At 31.2% G+C, this 18382-nt stretch carries 17 protein-coding genes; 13 read left to right on the top strand and 4 right to left on the bottom strand.

What is annotated here, in order from left to right; all coding sequences use genetic code 11:
- Window positions 1–76 precede the first annotated feature (76 nt).
- Both thiW and thiD read left to right on the top strand, forming a co-directional pair.
- The gene (gene thiW, locus FAY47_RS10475) at window positions 77–583 is read left to right on the top strand and encodes an energy coupling factor transporter S component ThiW (RefSeq protein ID WP_143316661.1); all 507 of its coding nucleotides are present in this window, start codon (window positions 77–79) and stop codon (window positions 581–583) included.
- Window position 584: 1 nt separating this feature from the next.
- Complete coding sequence (thiD, locus tag FAY47_RS10480; protein ID WP_143316662.1) at window positions 585–1394, top strand: bifunctional hydroxymethylpyrimidine kinase/phosphomethylpyrimidine kinase; 810 nt, start codon at window positions 585–587, stop codon at window positions 1392–1394.
- On the opposite strand, the gene FAY47_RS10485 is transcribed toward thiD, so the two are convergent.
- Genes FAY47_RS10485 through FAY47_RS10500 form a run of 4 tightly spaced genes read right to left on the bottom strand, consistent with a single transcriptional unit; the run spans window position 1380 to window position 4536 of the window.
- Window positions 1380–2420, bottom strand: a complete 1041-nt coding sequence (locus tag FAY47_RS10485; RefSeq protein ID WP_143316663.1) for an ATP-binding cassette domain-containing protein — start codon at window positions 2418–2420, stop codon at window positions 1380–1382. The genes thiD and FAY47_RS10485 overlap by 15 nt on opposite strands.
- Before the next feature lies 1 nt (window position 2421).
- Window positions 2422–3099, bottom strand: a complete 678-nt coding sequence (gene modB, locus FAY47_RS10490; protein WP_143316664.1) for a molybdate ABC transporter permease subunit — start codon at window positions 3097–3099, stop codon at window positions 2422–2424.
- A 21-nt stretch (window positions 3100–3120) separates the two neighbouring features.
- Complete coding sequence (modA, locus tag FAY47_RS10495; protein ID WP_143316665.1) at window positions 3121–3906, bottom strand: molybdate ABC transporter substrate-binding protein; 786 nt, start codon at window positions 3904–3906, stop codon at window positions 3121–3123.
- A gap of 15 nt (window positions 3907–3921) precedes the next feature.
- Window positions 3922–4536: a Fe-only nitrogenase accessory AnfO family protein gene (locus FAY47_RS10500; protein ID WP_143316666.1), complete on the bottom strand. Its 615-nt coding sequence runs from the start codon at window positions 4534–4536 to the stop codon at window positions 3922–3924.
- A 223-nt stretch (window positions 4537–4759) separates the two neighbouring features.
- On the opposite strand from FAY47_RS10500, the gene FAY47_RS10505 reads away from it, so the two are divergent.
- The 11 genes from FAY47_RS10505 (at window position 4760) to recQ (ending at window position 18287) form a co-directional block, all read left to right on the top strand.
- Window positions 4760–5677 carry a hypothetical protein gene (locus FAY47_RS10505; protein ID WP_143316667.1) on the top strand — a complete coding sequence of 306 codons (918 nt, stop codon included), beginning with the start codon at window positions 4760–4762 and terminating at the stop codon, window positions 5675–5677.
- A 333-nt stretch (window positions 5678–6010) separates the two neighbouring features.
- A complete protein-coding gene (gene nifH, locus FAY47_RS10510; RefSeq protein ID WP_143316668.1) occupies window positions 6011–6832 on the top strand; it encodes a nitrogenase iron protein in 822 nt (273 codons plus the stop codon).
- A gap of 27 nt (window positions 6833–6859) precedes the next feature.
- On the top strand, window positions 6860–7186 hold the full coding sequence (locus FAY47_RS10515) for a P-II family nitrogen regulator (protein WP_143316669.1): 327 nt from the start codon (window positions 6860–6862) through the stop codon (window positions 7184–7186).
- 19 nt (window positions 7187–7205) lie between these two features.
- Window positions 7206–7589 carry a P-II family nitrogen regulator gene (locus FAY47_RS10520; protein WP_143316670.1) on the top strand — a complete coding sequence of 128 codons (384 nt, stop codon included), beginning with the start codon at window positions 7206–7208 and terminating at the stop codon, window positions 7587–7589.
- 17 nt (window positions 7590–7606) lie between these two features.
- Window positions 7607–9193, top strand: a complete 1587-nt coding sequence (locus tag FAY47_RS10525) for a nitrogenase component I subunit alpha (RefSeq protein WP_143316671.1) — start codon at window positions 7607–7609, stop codon at window positions 9191–9193.
- Entirely contained in the window at window positions 9193–10557 is a 1365-nt protein-coding gene (nifK, locus tag FAY47_RS10530) for a nitrogenase molybdenum-iron protein subunit beta (RefSeq protein ID WP_143316672.1), read from the top strand. Before FAY47_RS10525 ends, nifK begins: the two co-directional genes overlap by 1 nt.
- A gap of 90 nt (window positions 10558–10647) precedes the next feature.
- Window positions 10648–11997: a nitrogenase iron-molybdenum cofactor biosynthesis protein NifE gene (gene nifE / locus FAY47_RS10535; protein WP_143316673.1), complete on the top strand. Its 1350-nt coding sequence runs from the start codon at window positions 10648–10650 to the stop codon at window positions 11995–11997.
- A gap of 4 nt (window positions 11998–12001) precedes the next feature.
- Window positions 12002–14632 (top strand): nitrogenase cofactor biosynthesis protein NifB, encoded by a 2631-nt coding sequence (nifB, locus tag FAY47_RS10540; protein ID WP_143316681.1) that lies wholly within the window; start codon window positions 12002–12004, stop codon window positions 14630–14632.
- A 34-nt stretch (window positions 14633–14666) separates the two neighbouring features.
- Window positions 14667–15587: an isopropylmalate synthase gene (locus tag FAY47_RS10545; protein ID WP_143316674.1), complete on the top strand. Its 921-nt coding sequence runs from the start codon at window positions 14667–14669 to the stop codon at window positions 15585–15587.
- Window positions 15584–16345, top strand: a complete 762-nt coding sequence (locus FAY47_RS10550; RefSeq protein WP_143316675.1) for a homocitrate synthase — start codon at window positions 15584–15586, stop codon at window positions 16343–16345. Before FAY47_RS10545 ends, FAY47_RS10550 begins: the two co-directional genes overlap by 4 nt.
- A gap of 172 nt (window positions 16346–16517) precedes the next feature.
- On the top strand, window positions 16518–18287 hold the full coding sequence (recQ, locus tag FAY47_RS10555; RefSeq protein WP_143316676.1) for a DNA helicase RecQ: 1770 nt from the start codon (window positions 16518–16520) through the stop codon (window positions 18285–18287).
- The last annotated feature ends 95 nt before the right edge of the window (window positions 18288–18382 follow it).

Consider the following 18382-nt stretch of genomic DNA (forward strand, 5'->3'; position numbering starts at 1 on the left):
TTATTAGTATAGCCTTCAAAAGCTATACTTTTTTTATTACAGATTTAATTTATGCTCAGCTTTTTAGGAGGCTTTTATGAAAAGAAGAAACGTAGCTTATAAGTTAGCTATGAGCGGTATATTTATTGCTATTTCAACTGTTTTTGGAACTTTTTCAATACCAATCTTCGGAGCTAAAATGTCACCAGTCCAACATTTTATAAATGTTGTTTCAGCTGTTATTTTAGGGCCAGTTTATGCTTTGGGAAATGCATTTGTAACATCTCTATTAAGGAATATGTTGGGAACAGGTAGTTTGCTGGCTTTTCCAGGGAGTATGATAGGAGCGTTACTTGCTGGACTAGCTTATAAGAAGTTTAAAAGAGTAGGTTTAGCATTACTTGGTGAAGTTATTGGAACAGGAATTATAGGGGCATTAGCTGCATATCCAATTGCAACCTTATTGTTAGGTAAAGAAGTTGTATTGTTCGTGTATATTGTACCTTTCAGTGTAAGTTGTATTGGTGGAGCAGCAATAGCATATAGTTTTTTTAAAATACCAGCTATTAGAAAATTGTTAATAGAAGAAAGGGGAGAACAATAATATGAAGACAGCACTTACAATTGCAGGTTCAGATTCTTCAGGAGGAGCAGGGATACAAGCAGATATTAAATCAATATCTGCAAATGGAGTTTTTGCTATGAGTGTAATAACTGCTGTAACTGTACAAAACACTATGGGGGTTTTTGGGGTCCAAGATATCGAAGCTGAAATTATCGAAGCTCAAATAAAGGCTATTTTTGATGATATTGATGTTAATGCTATAAAAATAGGAATGGTATCTAAGATTGAATCAATCAAAGCAATTAGTAAAGGATTGAGAAGACAAAAAAACTTACCGCCTATAGTTGTGGATCCAGTGATGATTTCTAAAAGTGGATTTAAGCTTTTATTAGAAGATGCTAAAGAAACTTTAATAAAAGAATTATTTCCTCTAGCAACACTTATAACTCCTAATTTACCTGAAGCAGAAGAAATTTTAGACGATAAAATAAGTAATGTTGAGGAAATGAAAAAGGCTTGTATTAAATTAAAAGAACTTGGACCTAAATATGTATTAATTAAAGGTGGACATCTTGAAGAAGATGCTACTGATGTGTTATATGATGGGGAAAAGTTTATATATTTAAATCAAGAAAGAATAGATACTAAAAATACTCATGGAACAGGATGTACTCTTTCCTCAGCAATAGCAGCTAGCTTGGCAAAAGGTATGAATATTGAAGAAGCTGTGAAAGAAGGAAAGAGATACATAACAGTTGCTATTGAACATGGATTTAAATTAGGCAAAGGTGTTGGACCTACAAATCATTTTTATGAATTATATAAAAATGCTAATTTAGAAATAAAATAAAGAATTATAAGGAAAGTGAAGGTTGATTTTATCTCCATTTGAAAAGATCATTTCTTTTTTTGAAAGAGTTAAATGAATACTTTTACTTTCTTTTTTGTCTTTATTTTTTACATATAAAGTATAATCGAAAGGATTTTCAATTATATTTTCAATTGTAAAACTGAAAGAGTTTTCATGTGAATTAGTAAGTTTAATACTATGAGATCTTATTCCTATAAATTGAACATCTGATTTAATTGTATCTTTAAATGATAATTCATATCCCCAATTCTCAGCATAAATAGTATTAGAGCCAGTTTTTTTACAAGTAGAAATATTCTTACAACCAGTAAGTTTTGCTTCTTCCAAAGACTGTGGTTTTTCAAATAAATCTTTTTTATCTCTTTTACACAAGGTTGATCCTTTATCATAAATTATTATATTATCACACACCCTAAAAGCTTCTTTAATATTATGGGTTACAAAAATTACATCGGCTCTAAAATCTTTTAAAATATACATTAATTCTTTTTCCATCTCACTTCTAAGGTGATGATCTAAAGCTGAAAAAGGTTCATCTAAAAGAAGAATATCTGGAGAAGTAATTAATGCTCTAGCTAGAGCAACTCTTTGTTGTTGCCCTCCTGATAATTGAGAAGGGTATCTATTTTCTAATCCATTTAGGTCTAACCTTTTTATGTAGTTTTTAATTAAATTATTCTTTTCATTTCTATTTGTTTCATTTAAAACAATTTCAATATTTTCTGTTATTGTCATATTAGGAAATAGAGCATAGTTTTGAAATAAGAATCCAACATTTCTCTTTTGAGGAGGTAAGTTAATGCCTTTTTCGGAATCAAAAAGAGTTTTATTATTCAATACTATTTTCCCAAAGGTGGGAGTTTCTAGCCCAGCAATACAACGTAAAGTCATACTTTTTCCAGATCCTGAAGCTCCCAAAAAGCCTAAAATTTTATTTTCTTCTGTAAATTTTGCTTCAAGCTTAAAGGTAGGTAATTGTTTTTCAATATCAATATGTAAAGACATGTTATCTACCTCTCTTTTCCATAATTTTAATTTGTATTTGTGACCAATAATTTAATAGCAATATCATAAATAGGGATATTGTTATTATTATTATGACCCATAGAATTGCCTCATCCATGTTTCCACTTTCTACAGCAAAAAATATGGCAAGTGGCATTGTTTGGGTTTTACCTGGAATATTTCCAGCTAACATCAATGTTGCACCAAATTCCCCCATAGCTCTAGCAAAGGATAAAACAATTCCTCCTATTATGCCAGGTTCAGCAAGGGGAATAGCAATTTTATAAAAGATTTTCTTTTCACTTAACCCTAAAGTTCTAGCAGCAGAAATTATGTTTTCATCAATTTGTTCAAAGGCAGATCTTGTTGTTCTATACATCATTGGGAATGATACCACAGTAGCAGAAATAACAGTGGCAAACCATGTAAATATTATAGATGTATTAAAAAAGCCCAGGAGCTTTCCAACAGCTCCATTTTTACCACATATGACAAGTAATACAAATCCAACTACAGTAGGAGGAAGGAGAAGAGGAAGGGTTAAAATGCCATCAATAAATCCCTTAAAGTGCCCTTTATAATTTGCTACTATATATGCTGTTAATATGCCAAGTATAAATGTTATAAAAGTTGATATTAATGAGGTTGATATAGAAATCAATAAAGGTGATAAATCCAAGATGCTCCCTCCTTATAAAAATTAGTTTACAGATTTATAACCATACTTTTTAAAAATTTTTTGCGCTTTATCTGTAAATAGAAAGTTTTCAAACTCTTTTGCTATATACTGATTCTTAGTTGTATTAATTATACCTACAGGATAGTTAATTGGAGAATGATATTCAGAAGGAATTTGTTCAATGATCTTTACTGAATCATTACTTAATGCGTCGCTTAGATAGACAAATCCTACTTCTGCATTACTAGAAATTACCCAAGAAAGTACTTCTTTAACGTCTTTTGCAAATACCAGTTTAGGTTGCAATGAAGTTTTAATATTAAGTTTTGTAAAAACTTCATCAGCATATTTGCCAGCAGGTACACTGCTTGCTTCGCCAACAGCTATTTTCTTAACAATGTCACTAGTTAAGTCATTAATCCCTGTTATTTTAGAATCTTTTGGACCTACTAATACCAGTTCATTTTTAATTAAATCTTTATCTGATGAATCTATTAATAAGCCTTTATCCTTTAATTGTTTCATCTGACTTTTACCAGCAGATATAAAGACATCACAAGGGGCGCCTTGTTCGATTTGTTGCTCTAGAGAGCCAGAAGCACCAAAATTAGTTACTAAAGTAACGTTAGGGTTTACCTCTTTAAAAGACTTTTCTAAATCAGCCATGGCTTCTTTTAAGCTAGCAGCAGCAGATATATTTAATTCAATTGAAGCACTGGCTGTAATTTTTTTATTACTACAGCTAATAGAGGAAAAAGGTAGTATAAGAATTATCAGTAAAGATAGAAATTTAATTAATTTTTTCATATTATCCCTCCTAAATTATATTTTTTTTAAAATCACTTCAAAATCCTGATCTGTAACTCTTTTTACATCAAAAGATAAGTTGTTTTTATCACTATGACTTCTAAGCCAAGGTGGTACATGGCAACATCTAAGTTTAAGTGCATCAAAGGCTGTAGTTTCAATAAAAGGCAATAAGGCTTTTTTTGAAGAAAGTTCTGGGTTTTCAAGTTGGGCTTTAATTAAGTCTAAATAATATTCACCTTCTTTAATTTTTATAATTTTATTCTTATTCTCATTGAACTTTAGTTCTTCTTCAGCTTCGTGTTTCATTTCCTGATTTAAAACCTCATCTAAAATTCCTTCAGCTTTACCAGGTAACTCCCAGATGCTAAAATCTTTTGAATAAAAAACGCTATAAGGAATACCATATCCTTTTTTGACAACAACAATTTTGCAGTCATCAAATTCATCAATTAATTTTAAATAACCATGACGTAATGCTCTTATCCCTTTAACATCTTTCATATCTACATCTAGTTTTTTGTATATGATCCACATCTTTTCTTTTTTATGAAAAATCTTAAGTTTAGTTGCTTCTAAGAATGTTGCTATTTCATCTTTTGCATCAAGAAATACTGCTATTTTTTCCATGAGATTCCTCCTTTTTAAAACAAAAAAGACCCAGTGTTAAACTGCGTCTTTGCATTTGAAATATTTAATTATTTCTAGTTTATCTCATATAATTGGTTTGTCAAGATATTTTTTCAAAATATTTCAAATTTTAATTTTTATAAAGTAAGATTGACGTTATTGTTATTAACATTTATTCTTAATATTAAAATAACAAAAAATGTTAATAGAGAGGTGTTGTTAAATGAGTACAATCAAGACAAAGTACGGCTATTTAAATGGGGCAAGCATTACTGGAAGATATAATTCAGGGGAATATGAATGTTGTACCGTAAAAGAAAAAAGTAAAGTAAATATATTAGGGTACACATTTATACCTTTGTATGAAGAGATGAAAGAAAGAAGAAAGGAGTTACCTGCAGTAAAGTTTTATAAAAGTGGAGATATAAAAACTATATCTTTAAATGAGCAGGTACGCATAAATACTAGTGCAGGTGATTTTCCAGTTGAAAAGATAGTATTTTACGAGAGTGGTGAAATAAAAAGATTATTTCCTCTGGATGGAAGATTGTCTGCTTACTGGTCTGAAGAAGATGAGTATAAGTTAGCTACAAGAGATAGAGTACACACAGATATTGGTGATTTTTATTCAAAATTCATATCATTGCTTTTTTATAGATCAGGAAAAATTAAAAGTGTTACTTTATGGCCAAAGGAAAGAATAAAATATAAAATACAAAATAAATTTATAAATATAAGGATAGGGTTATCTTTCTATGAAAATGGACAAATCGAATCTTGTGAACCAGGAGTACCAATAGCTATAAAAACTCCAGTAGGAATAGTTGAAGCTTTTGATAAGAACGCCTTAGGAATTCATGGAGAGGATAATTCTTTGAAACTTAATGAAGATGGAAGTATTAAGTCAGTAATTACTAGTACGAATAAGATAGAAGTCAAAAATAAGGAGGGTGATAAAATAATATATTCTCCTAAAACCATAAAAAAGTATGTTGGCGATATTAATACGATAATACCAGTAAAGTTGGAGTTTTATAATAATTCAATAAAAATAAATAATTATGAATATAAAATTAAAGAAAATTCCTTTGAAATTCTTTCATCATTAGGGAAGACATTAACCTTAAAGGGTGATTTGTAAAAAGAATCCGTTTTCAATTTGTAAATTATTTTTAGAAAATGGGGGTAAATATTTTTATGATAAATATGCAATAAATGATATATTTTAACATTATTGTGTGATATTATAAATACAATAAACTATAAGTAAATAAAACTTGAAGAAGACAATGGGGTCTAAATCTTATCGATTAGTTAAGATTTGGGCCTTAATTTTTTCTTCATATTAGACAAAGGCGTCTTTCAAAAATAGGGAAAGGCGCCTTTCTGCTTTACTAATAATCAATATACTGCTTATAACTTCTTAAATAAATGAGAAGGTATATAAATTTAAAAATAAAAGGAGGAAATGTAAATGAGACAAGTTGCAATTTACGGAAAAGGTGGTATAGGAAAATCAACTACCACACAAAATTTAACAGCAGGTTTAGCAGAGTTAGGAAAGAAAATCATGGTTGTAGGGTGTGATCCAAAGGCTGATTCTACAAGATTATTGCTTGGAGGGCTAGCACAAAAAACAGTTCTTGATACTTTAAGAGAGGAAGGAGAAGATATTGACTTAGATTACATCATGAAAGATGGATTTAAGGGTATTAAATGTGTTGAATCAGGTGGGCCAGAACCAGGAGTTGGATGTGCTGGTAGAGGCATTATAACCTCAATAGGTATGCTTGAAAGATTAGGTGCATATACACCAGATTTAGATTATGTTTTTTATGATGTATTGGGGGATGTTGTTTGTGGTGGCTTTGCAATGCCAATTAGAGAAGGTAAAGCACAAGAAATATATATAGTTGCAAGTGGTGAGATGATGGCATTATATGCAGCAAATAATATTTCAAAAGGTATAAGAAAGTATGCCAAAACAGGTGGAGTTAGACTTGGAGGAATTATTTGTAACTCAAGAAAAGTTGATAAAGAGTTAGATCTTTTAGAAGCATTTGCTAAGGAACTTGGAAGCCAACTTATTCACTTTGTACCAAGGGACAATATGGTTCAACGAGCTGAAATTCATAAACAAACAGTTATTGAATTTGATCCAAAAGCAGATCAAGCTGAAGAATATAGACAATTAGCAAAGAAAATTGATGAGAATAAGATGTTTGTTATTCCAAAACCAATGACACAAGAAAGATTAGAAGAAATATTAATGGAATATGGATTGATGGATATTTAATTAAAAATGTGAGGAGTGTGTGTTGAGATGTATATGATTCGTGCAATATTAAGACCTGAAAAAGTGAATATAGTACTTTCGGAATTATTAGATGCGGGTTTTCCAGAAGTAACAAAGATGAGTGTTTTTGGTAGAGGTAAGCAAAAGGGAATAAAGGTTGGAGATATTCATTATGATGAATTACCAAAAGAAATGTTGTTACTTGCAGTAAAAGATGAAGATAAGGATGATGTTATAAGAGTTATAATGAAAAATTCTAGAACTGGAGAAAAAGGTGCATTTGGAGATGGCAAGATTTTTGTCTCACCGATAGAAACTGCCTACACAGTAAGTAGTGGTAAAGAAGGATTATAAAAAATAGGAGGAAAAGCTCATGAAAGAAGTTATGTGTTTTATTCGTTTGAATAAAGTAAACAAAACTAAAGAATCTCTTGCAGAAGCTGGCTTTCCATCAATTACTTGTATGAAAGTTTTAGGAAGAGGCAAAAAATCTATTGATCAAGCTTATGTTCAAGGTTTTATAGATGCTGGTGAAGAAATACCTAGTCCTTATGCTGAAAATTTCACAGAAAGAGGAAGGTTAATTCCTAAGAGATTTATAACTCTTGTAGTAAATGATGATGAAGTTAAAACTGTAGTGGACACAATTATGGATGTTAATTCTACTGGAACTCCCGGTGATGGAAAGATATTTATACTACCAATAAATGAAGTATATAGAGTAAGAGATGGTGAAAGCAATGAGAGTGCAATTTAATTTTGGAGGTGATGCTAATGAGTAAGGTAGATAGTATTTTAGAAAACTATAGTGCTAAAGTTTATAAAAATAGAAAAAAACATATGTTAGAACTTGTTGAAGATAAACAAGAAATTGGAGCTAACAGTAGAACTATGCCAGGGATGCTTACCCATAGAGGTTGTTGCTATGCTGGATGTAAAGGTGTTGTACTTGGGCCTATAAAAGATGCGGCAATAATTACTCATGGACCTATAGGGTGTGGATATTATTCTTGGGGGACAAGAAGAAATAAGGCTATAGCTAAAGAAGATGGAAAGAATTTTCTAGAATATTGTTTTTCAACTGATTTACAAGAAAGTGATATCGTATTTGGAGGAGAAAAAAAGCTAAAGCAAGCAATTAAAGAAGTTGTAGAGATATTTAATCCTAAAACAATATTTATATGTGCTACATGTCCAGTTGGTTTAATAGGTGATGATTTGCCAGCGGTTGCAGCAGAAGCTAAGAAGATGTATGGAATTGAAGTTGTATCATTTGCCTGTGAAGGGTATAAAGGTGTTTCTCAATCAGCAGGACATCATATAGCAAATAATTCAATAATAAAAAATTTAATAGGAACAAGTGACTATGAACCTAAAAAACACTCTGTAAATATTCTTGGGGAATATAACATAGGTGGTGACGGTTTTGAAATCGGAAGAATTTTAAAAAGTATAGGCTATGAAGTTATATCAATCATGACTGGTGATGGTAGTGTAGATGATATAAGAAAAGCCCATACAGCTGATTTAAACCTAGTTCAATGTCACCGTTCGATTAATTATATCGCAGAAATGATGAACATTCAATATGGAACAAGTTGGATGAAAGTTAATTTTATAGGAGTTGATTCAACTATACAAACTCTAAGAGATATGGCAAAATTCTTTGACGATCCAGTACTAACAGCTAGAACTGAAGAGGTAATAGAAGAAGAACTTGAAAATATTAAAGATGATATTGCAGTATATAGAGAAAAGTTAACTGGTAAAAAAGCAGCTTTATTTGTGGGAGGCTCAAGGTCTCATCATTATCAAATGTTATTAAAGGATTTCGGAGTAGAAACAGTACTTGCAGCTTATGAATTTGCTCATAGAGATGACTATGAAGGTAGAGAAGTTATACCAACAATCATAGAAGATGCAGATTTAAAGAATATAGAAGTACTAGAAGTAGAAAAAATTGAAGACAAATTTAAGATAGTGAAGAGCCAAGAAGATATAGAAGAATTAAAGACACAACTTAAAGATTTAGAAGACTACCCTGGAATGATGAGAGATATGAATAAAGGTTCTGTTGTAGTGGATGACTTAAATCACTATGAAACAGAGGAATTTATAAAGAAACTCAAACCAGATGTATTCTTCTCAGGTATAAAGGATAAGTTTGTGATCCAAAAGGGCGGGGTTTTATCTAGACAATTACATTCCTACGATTATAGTGGACCATATGCTGGATTTAGAGGAGCTGTTAACTTTGGTAGAGATTTAACTATGGGCTTATATACTCCAGCTTGGGGATTTACATGTCCACCATGGAAGAAAGAGCCTATATTAGAAGGAACTTTTGGAGGTGAGGAATAATGTTAGATTTAACACCACAAGAAATAAAAGAAAGAAAAGCGCTTAAAGTTAATCCAAGTAAGACATGTCAACCAGTTGGAGCGATGTATGCAGCTCTTGGAGTTCATAATTGTATGCCACATAGTCATGGATCACAAGGATGTTGTTCATATCATAGAACTTTTTTAACAAGGCATTTTAAAGATCCAGCAATTGCTTCAACTTCAGCATTTAGTGAAGGTGCTTGTGTATTTGGTGGAGGAAGCAACTTAAAAACTGCTGCTAAAAATATATTTGATATATATGATCCAGATATTATTGCGGTACACACAACTTGTCTTTCAGAAACAATAGGTGATGATATTGGATCTATTATAGAAACAATAGATATACCAGAGGGGAAATATATGGTTCATACCAATACTCCAAGTTATGTTGGCTCTCATATTACTGGATTTGCCAATATGGTAACTGGTTTTATAAGAGATTTATCTAAATCTACTGGTGTTTCAAATGGAAAGATGTGTGTAATACCTGGTTTTGTTAACCCTGGTGATATGAGAGAAATGAAAAGATTATTAAAACTTATGGGAGTAGATTTTACAATGCTACCTGATACTAGTGGAGTAATAGATGCGCCAATGAATGGCAAATATGAACTATTCCCTAAGGGAGGAACAAAGATTGAAGATATCATAGCTCTTGGAGACTGTGAAAAAACTTTAGCTCTTGGAAGTTTTGCATCAGAAGCTGGAGCAACTGAGCTAGAGAATACTTATAAAATTCCTTATAAGAAGTTATATATGCCAATAGGGGTTGGATCTACAGATGATTTCATAATGGAATTAAGCAAATTTAGTAAAGAACAAGTTCCTTATGAAATAGAAGAGGAAAGAGGACAATTAGTTGATATAATGGTTGATTCTCATCCTTATTACAGTGGAAAAACAGTAGCTATATATGGTGATCCAGATACTGTTATAGGGTTAACTAAGTTTGTACTTGAACTTGGAATGATCCCTAAGTATGTAATAACGGGTACTCCAGGAAATGCATTTGAAGTAGAAGTAAATTCATTATTTGAGCAATTTGGGGTAGAAGGCTGTATTTGTAAACAAGCAAGTGATTTATTTGAACTACATCAGTGGATTAAGAACGATAAAGTTGATCTACTTATTGGAGGAACTCATGGAAAATATATAGCTAGAGCTGAGGACATTCCTCTAGTAAGAGCTGGTTTCCCAATATTAGATAGATATGTGCATTCATATATGCCACTAGTAGGGTATAAAGGAGCAATGAGATTACTTGAGCTTATCCTAAATGCTTTAATGGATAGACAAGATAGAGATTGTTCAGAAGAAAATATGGAGTTAGTAATGTAACAATCATGGATAGACTTAACGAAGTTTCTAAGGATTTAAAGAAACTTCGTTGAAGTTTTATCTAATAAATATATGAAAGGTGTGATTTATTTGGGAGACAAGGTATCAGGTGCTTTGCTCAAAGAGAGAGAAGACTTTATTTTTTGCAAGAATGATAGTTGTAGTGGAGAAATGAAATGTGATAGTGATAGTTTATCAGGTGCTGTAAGTCAAAGAGCTTGTGTATATTGTGGAGCAAGGGTTGTCCTAAATCCTATAACAGATGCTTATCACATCGTTCATGGGCCAATTGGATGTGCAAGTTATACATGGGATATAAGAGGAAGTCTTTCAAGTGGTGAAGAGCTTTATAGAAATAGTTTTTCAACTGATTTAAGTGAAGAGGACATAATATTTGGTGGGGAAAAGAAATTAACTTCTGCAATAGAAGGAATTATGGAAAACCATAGCCCTAAAATAATATTTATATATGTAACGTGCATAGTAGGGGTTATAGGAGATGATGTTGAAGCAATTTGTAGAAAAGCAGAAGAAAAATATTCTATTCCTGTTATACCTGTAAAGGCTCCAGGGTTTTCAGGTAATAAATCTAAGGGATATAAGGCAGCTGGTGATGCTTTGATGAACCTATTTAGAAGAAATATATTGCCAAAGGTTAAAGGAGTAAATATACTTGGAGACTTTAATTTAGCTGGAGAAATGTGGATAATACAAGACTATTTAAAGAAAATAGGTGTTAATGTGGTGTCTACGATAACAGGAGATGCCAGTTATGATAAGTTAAAAAGAGCAAGTAGCGCAAGTTTCAACATAGTTCAATGTGCAGGATCTATGATAGCTCTAGCTAAGAAGATGGAAGCTGAAATGAATATTCCATTTATTAAGATAAGTTTTGTTGGACTAGAGGATACTAAGAATTCTCTGCTTAAAATTGCAAGCCTTTTTGGAGATAGGAAAACTATAGAAAGAGCAAAAGATCTTATAAGCAAAGAAGAAGCGCGAATTATTCCTATACTGAACTCTTACAAAGAAAATCTTAAAGGAAAAAAAGCTGCTATTTATGTAGGTGGGGGATTTAAAGCTATTTCATTAATAAAGCAATTTAAAGAATTAGGAATGGATACAGTTCTAGTTGGAACACAAACAGGTAAAAAAGATGATTATGAAGTAATAAATAATCTAGTTGATAACGGAACAGTGGTTTTAGATGATGCAAATCCAGCAGAACTAGAAAAGTTTATAAAAGAGAAAGGTGCTGATATATTAGCAGCAGGGGTAAAAGAGAGACCTCTTGCTTATAAGCTAGGTTTAGCTTTTTGTGATCACAACCATGAGAGAAAACATCCTCTTGGAGGTTTTATAGGAGCAATAAATTTTGCAAAGGAAGTAAATGAATCAGTTAATAGTCCAGTTTGGAAGTATGTTAGAGAAGGAAGGTAGAACTATGAAAGAAGATTATAAAAACTTAACAGTTAATCCTTGCAAGATGTGTATGCCTATGGGAGCTGTGAATGCTTTATATGGAATTAAAGGAGCAATGACAATATTACATGGTTCTCAAGGGTGTAGTACATATATTAGAAGACATATGGCAACACATTATAATGAACCAATAGACATAGCTTCTTCTTCTTTAACAGAACAAGGAACTGTTTATGGTGGAGAGAAAAATTTAATAATTGGTTTAGAAAACTTAATTAAGTTATACAATCCAAAAGTTATTGGAATAGCAACGACTTGTTTGGCAGAAACAATAGGTGAAGACATAGTACGTATTTCTAAAACTTTCAAAGAAACTCATAGTGAAAGTAATGTAGAATTAATACCAATTTCATCGCCAGGGTATGGTGGCACACAGTATGATGGGTTCTGCAGAGCACTTAGGGCAGTTGTTGAGAATTTAGATCTAGATGATACAAAAAATCAGAAGATTAATATTGTAACAAGTTTAATAAGTCCTGCAGATACAAGGAAACTTAAAGAAATATTAAATAGTTTTAATATAGACTATATTCTATTACCTGATATAAGTGAAAATCTTGATGGAGTTCATAAAATAAACTATGAAAGACTCCCATCTCATGGTACTAGCATAGAAGAGATAAAGATGATGGCTGGGGCAAGAGCAACAATAGAAATTTTTAGCTTTGTAAATGATGAAAATTCCGTTGGAAAATATCTAGAAGATAATTTTGGCGTTGAAAATTATAAAGTAAATATACCAAGAGGACTTAGGGATACTGATAAGTTTTTAGAGGTGTTATCTAAGGTTTCGGGAAACCCTATACCTGAAAAATATAGAGATCAAAGAGGTAGATATTTAGATGCTATGATAGATTCTCATAAATACAATAGTGAAGGAAGAGCGGTTATATATGGAGAACCTGATTTTGTATATTCTACATCTAGAATGTGTTTAGAAAATGGTGTTATGCCAGTAGTGATAGCATCTGGAGAAAAATGTCCTAGCTTGAAAGAGAAACTTGAAGAAGAAGTTAGGGAACTTGGAAGTAGATTATTCGTTCATAAATATAAAATCATAGATGAAGCAGATTTTAAAGATATAGAGAAATATTCAGTAGATTTTGAAGCTAATGTTATGATTGGAAATTCAGACGGTAGAAGGATAGAAGAAAAGCACAATATACCACTAGTAAGAGCAGCATTCCCAATACATGATAGAGTAGGTGGACAAAGAATTATGTCTATAGGGTATGAAGGATCATTAAATTTAGGAGATGAAATAGCAAATGTAATTTTGGGAAGAAAAGAAAGAAGTTTTAGAAAAAATCTATATGATGAATTGTATAAAGGAGAGAAGGTGTCAAAATTGGATAATGAAAAAATTAGTATAGAAGAAAAAACAAAAACTCATCCATGCTTTAGTTGTAGTTCGGCTCATAAATATGCAAGAATGCATCTACCAATAGCACCAAAGTGCAATGTAAGTTGCAATTATTGTTTAAGAAAATATGATTGCCCAAATGAAAGTAGACCTGGAGTAACTACTGAAGTTTTATCCCCTAAGGAAGCCTTTGAAAAATATAAGTATGTTAAGAGCAAGATGGATAACCTTAAGGTTATAGGAATAGCGGGTCCCGGAGATTCCCTAGCAAATTTTGATGAGGTAAAAGAGACGTTAACATCAATAAGGGAATATGATAATGAAGTTACTTTTTGTTTATCAACTAATGGTTTAATGCTTCCTTTCTATGCACAGCAATTAATAGATCTTGGAGTTACTCATGTAACCATAACAATGAATGCCGTGGATCCAACTATAACAGCTAAAGTTTACAAATATATAAATTACCTAGGTGTTACTTATACTGGAATTGAAGGAACTCAAATATTACTTAATAACCAGCTTTCAGGACTTAAGTATTTAACTGATAGAGGAATTGTATGTAAAGTAAATATAGTTATGCTTAAAGGAATTAATGATTATCATATTGAAGAGGTTGTTAAAAAGGTTAAAGAATATGGGGCTAGTATTACAAATATTATGCAGATGATACCTGTTAAGGGCAGTGTATTTGAAAATATGCCATTAGTTAGCAACAAAGAAATAAAAGATTTAAGAGATAAGTGCAAAGAACATTTAAGCCAAATGTATCACTGCAAGCAATGTAGGGCAGATGCAATTGGACTACTTGGAGATGATCAGTCTTTGAAATTTAGAAAAGAAGAAAAAAATCATACTTTATTAAAATTCGCAGTAGTATCAAAGAGTGGAATGGTTGTTGACGAGCACTTTGGACATGCTACAGAATTTTATATTTATGAATATAAAGATAATATGCCTATGTTTTTAGAAAAGAGAAACGTAGAAAAATACTGTAATGGAAAAGAAGTATGTGAAGAAGAGGTAGATAAATTTGAAAAGATAGCTAATATGCTATACGATTGCGATGGTGTAATCTGTCTTAGAATTGGAGAAGAACCAACCAAGAAATTGCGAAATTTAGGCATAGACATATTTATGACTTATGAAAGAGTTGAGGTGGCTGTAGCCTTTGCAGCAGAAGATATTTTAAGTGGGAAAAAGAGTAAAAGTATTCTTAATGTAAAATAACATTTGGATTTTCCAATTAGAAAGGTAGGATATCATGAAAGAGAGACAAGTTGAGATTGTAGATAAAACATTAGTTGCACTTTGGGACTTATATAGAGAAAAAGTCAAAGGGAAAAAAGAAAAAGTTAAGGAACTAATTAAATTAATATATTTAATTGGCAGTGATTATATTGAAATTACTCCGGAAATATATGAACAATTATTTCCTCTTCCAATAGATGTGGAGTTTAGGGTAAATGTAGTTAAAGAAATTCACATACCAAGAGGAAAATATATAGAGTCAAGTATTAAGGTGAATAGAAATATAAATAATCTCAACAATGTAAGAATAGTAGGATTGGACGATTTGATGAACTATTCATATGAAGAAAAATTACTAAAACTTATGGATTCCTTTGGAAAGGGCATGGAACTATGTATTGGTAATGAATATGGATGCTCAACTGCATTGACTCTTGAATGGATAAAGTTAGGTGGACATAAAGTTGTTACTAGTTTTGCTGGTATTGGAGGATATGCTCCTTTGGAAGAACTTTTAGGAGCAATTGAATTTATACAAAAAATTAATTTAAGAGGAAATCATGTTCTTTTTCCCACTGTACTAAAAATTTTTGAAGAAATTACAGGTGAAGAATTACCTTCTAATATGCCTTTCATTGGGAAAAACATATTTAATGTTGAATCAGGGGTGCACGTTAATGGAATTTCAAAGGATGTTCATACTTATGAACCTTATGATCCCAAAAAGATAGGGAGGGAAAGAAAAATAGTAATAGGAAAACATTCAGGAATAAAATCCTTAAAAATTAAATTGGATGAGTTAAATATAGCTTATGAAGATGAAAAACTTGAAAGTTTATTGGAAGTTATACGAAAAGAAAGTACTAAAATGGGAAGAGGGCTTTTAGATGATGAAATAGAAGCTATATATAATAAGGTAGGTGCTAAGGTATGAACAGAGAAATATATATTGTTGATACAACATTAAGGGATGGGGAACAAGCTCCAGGAAAAGCATTTACAGTGAATCAAAAGGTTGAAATTGCAAAGTATCTAGATTCAAATGGAATTTATCAGATAGAGGCAGGAACTCCTGCTATGGGGAACATAGAAAAAGACTGCATAATTCAAATTGTAGATGCTATGGAAAATTCTTTTGTTTCAACTTGGAATAGAATTAATAAGAATGATATAAAACATTCTATTGACTGCAAGCCGGACATTATTCATTTAAGTGTTCCATCATCTGAAATACAAATATATTCAAATTTGAGAAAGGACAAAACTTGGGTAGAAAATAAACTAAAGGATTGTGTATATTTTACTAAAGAGCAGGGGTACGAAGTAACTATTGGATTTGAGGATGCATCAAGAGCAGATATTAAGTATCTTATACATTTGTGTGAAGTGCTTGAAAAATTGGATGTTCATAGGGTAAGGTATGCTGATACTGTAGGGATATTAAGTCCTTCAACAACTAAAAAAGCAATAACTACGTTAATTGAAAATACTAATATGGAAATAGAGATACATGCCCATAATGATTTTGGTATGGCAACAGCTATATCTATAGAAGGGGCTAAAAGTGGAGCTAAATATGTTAATTGTACTCTAGACGGAATAGGCGAGAGAGCTGGCAACTGCAACATACAAGAGTTTATTAAAGCTACTAAAGGATTTTTTCATAATATTCGTCAGTTAGATGAATGTTAAAATATTTAGTTTAATATATTGTATAAAAATGTGATAATTATTAAGGTAAGTCTAAAATGACTTTCTTTAATAATTATCACATTTTATTGTTCCGGTAAAAAATCATGATAATTAGATTAAAATATTGTAAAATAGAGAAGAGTTAAAGATGACATAAGGAGGAGGTAATTAAATGAATGATAGGGAAAAAGCGCAGTATGCTCTAAAGAAGTTTTTTGGATATGATAAGTTTAGATTTGGACAACTAAATATAATAATGAATATTTTATCTAAGAGAGATGTGTTTTGCATAATGCCTACTGGTGCCGGAAAATCTATTTGTTATCAGATACCAGCGTTAATTTTAGATGGTATTACTATAGTTATATCACCTCTTATATCATTAATGAAGGATCAAGTAGATGGACTGAAAGATAATGGAATAGAAGCAGCTTATATAAATAGTACTCAAAGTATGGATGAGATAAAAGAAATTCTTAAGGATGCTTCATTAGGATTATATAAGTTAATTTACATAGCGCCAGAAAGGTTGGAATCTAAAGTTTTTATTAAAATGATTAAATCCCTTAAAATATCTCAAGTAGCAGTAGATGAAGCTCATTGTGTGTCAGAGTGGGGACATGATTTTAGAGTTAGTTATAGATACATAAAACCATTTATAGAAAATTTAGATAACAGACCGGTTTTATCAGCTTTTACAGGTACTGCAACAGATGAGGTTAAGGAAGATTCAATGAAGCTTTTATCTTTGAACAATCCATATATTTTTACTGGAAATATAGACAGAGAAAACTTAGCCATTACTATATATAAAGAAGAAGATAAATTAGAAGGTATTAAAGATATATTAAGAGAACATGATTCAGAATCTGGAATAATATATTGTTTATCAAGAAAAGAAGTAGAAAGTTTATATCAATACCTAAAGGAGTTAGGTTATAGTGTAGGAATTTATCATGGAGGGCTTAATGACGAAGAGAAAAAAAGAAATCAAGAGGATTTTCTTTATGAGAGGTTCGACACTATGATAGCTACAAATGCCTTTGGGATGGGAATAGATAAATCTAATATAAGGTATGTAGTTCACTGTACTATTCCAAAGAATTTAGAGAGCTATTATCAAGAGATAGGCCGAGGGGGAAGGGATGGTACTCCTTGTGATTGTTATTTGTTTTATAATAGAGAAGACATAAGAAGAGTTGAATTTATTATTAATAATAGTAGTAATTTAAATAGGAGAGAAATTGCACTTAGAAAACTACAGGCATTAATAGAGTTTTGTGAAGAAAAAAGATGCTATAGAACTAATCTTTTAAGGTATTTTGATAGTAAATGGACTAGAGAGTATTGCACTAATTGTAGTAATTGTCTAGAAAATGATGAACTTAGAGATTATAAGAAAGAAGCTCAAATGATATTATCTACAGTATATAGAACAAGAGAAAACTATGGAATATCAGTACTTATAGATGTATTAAGGGGAATTAAGGGACCTAAGGTAATTCAAAATAGGTTAGATGAATTAACGACTTTTGGATTAATGAAGGATTATAGTACAACTTTTATTAGAGGACTAATAAAACAAATGTTAGTGCAAGATTTTGTAGCTCTTAAGGAAGGCACATATTCCATGCTTAAGCTTACAAAAAAGTCTATGGAAATTCTTAAGGGCGATAGAAGTGTACTATTATTAATAAAGGATGAAGAAACTGCAATAAATAAAGAATTATTTAATATTATTAAAAGTTGGAGAAAGGATAGAGCCAATAGAGATGGTATTAAGCCGTACATAATATTTTCAGATGCAACTCTAATTGAGATAGTTAATAAGCTTCCAAAGAATAATGAAGAATTATTTAAAATTAGAGGTGTCGGAGAAAAGAAAGTTCAAAGGTATGGGGAAGAATTATTAAAAATTATCAAGACTTCGTTATTTAAGTAAATAATGAAGTCTTTTTATGTGTGCCCAGCATGGGCACGTACTAGTCGGTGAAAGTCCGATATGGGGGTTGATAGTGCCAACCATTAGCTTAAGAC

The sequence above is a fragment of the Clostridium sp. HBUAS56017 genome (genome assembly GCF_007115085.1).
In the GTDB taxonomy this organism is placed as follows: Bacteria; Bacillota; Clostridia; order Clostridiales; family Clostridiaceae; genus Clostridium; species Clostridium cibarium.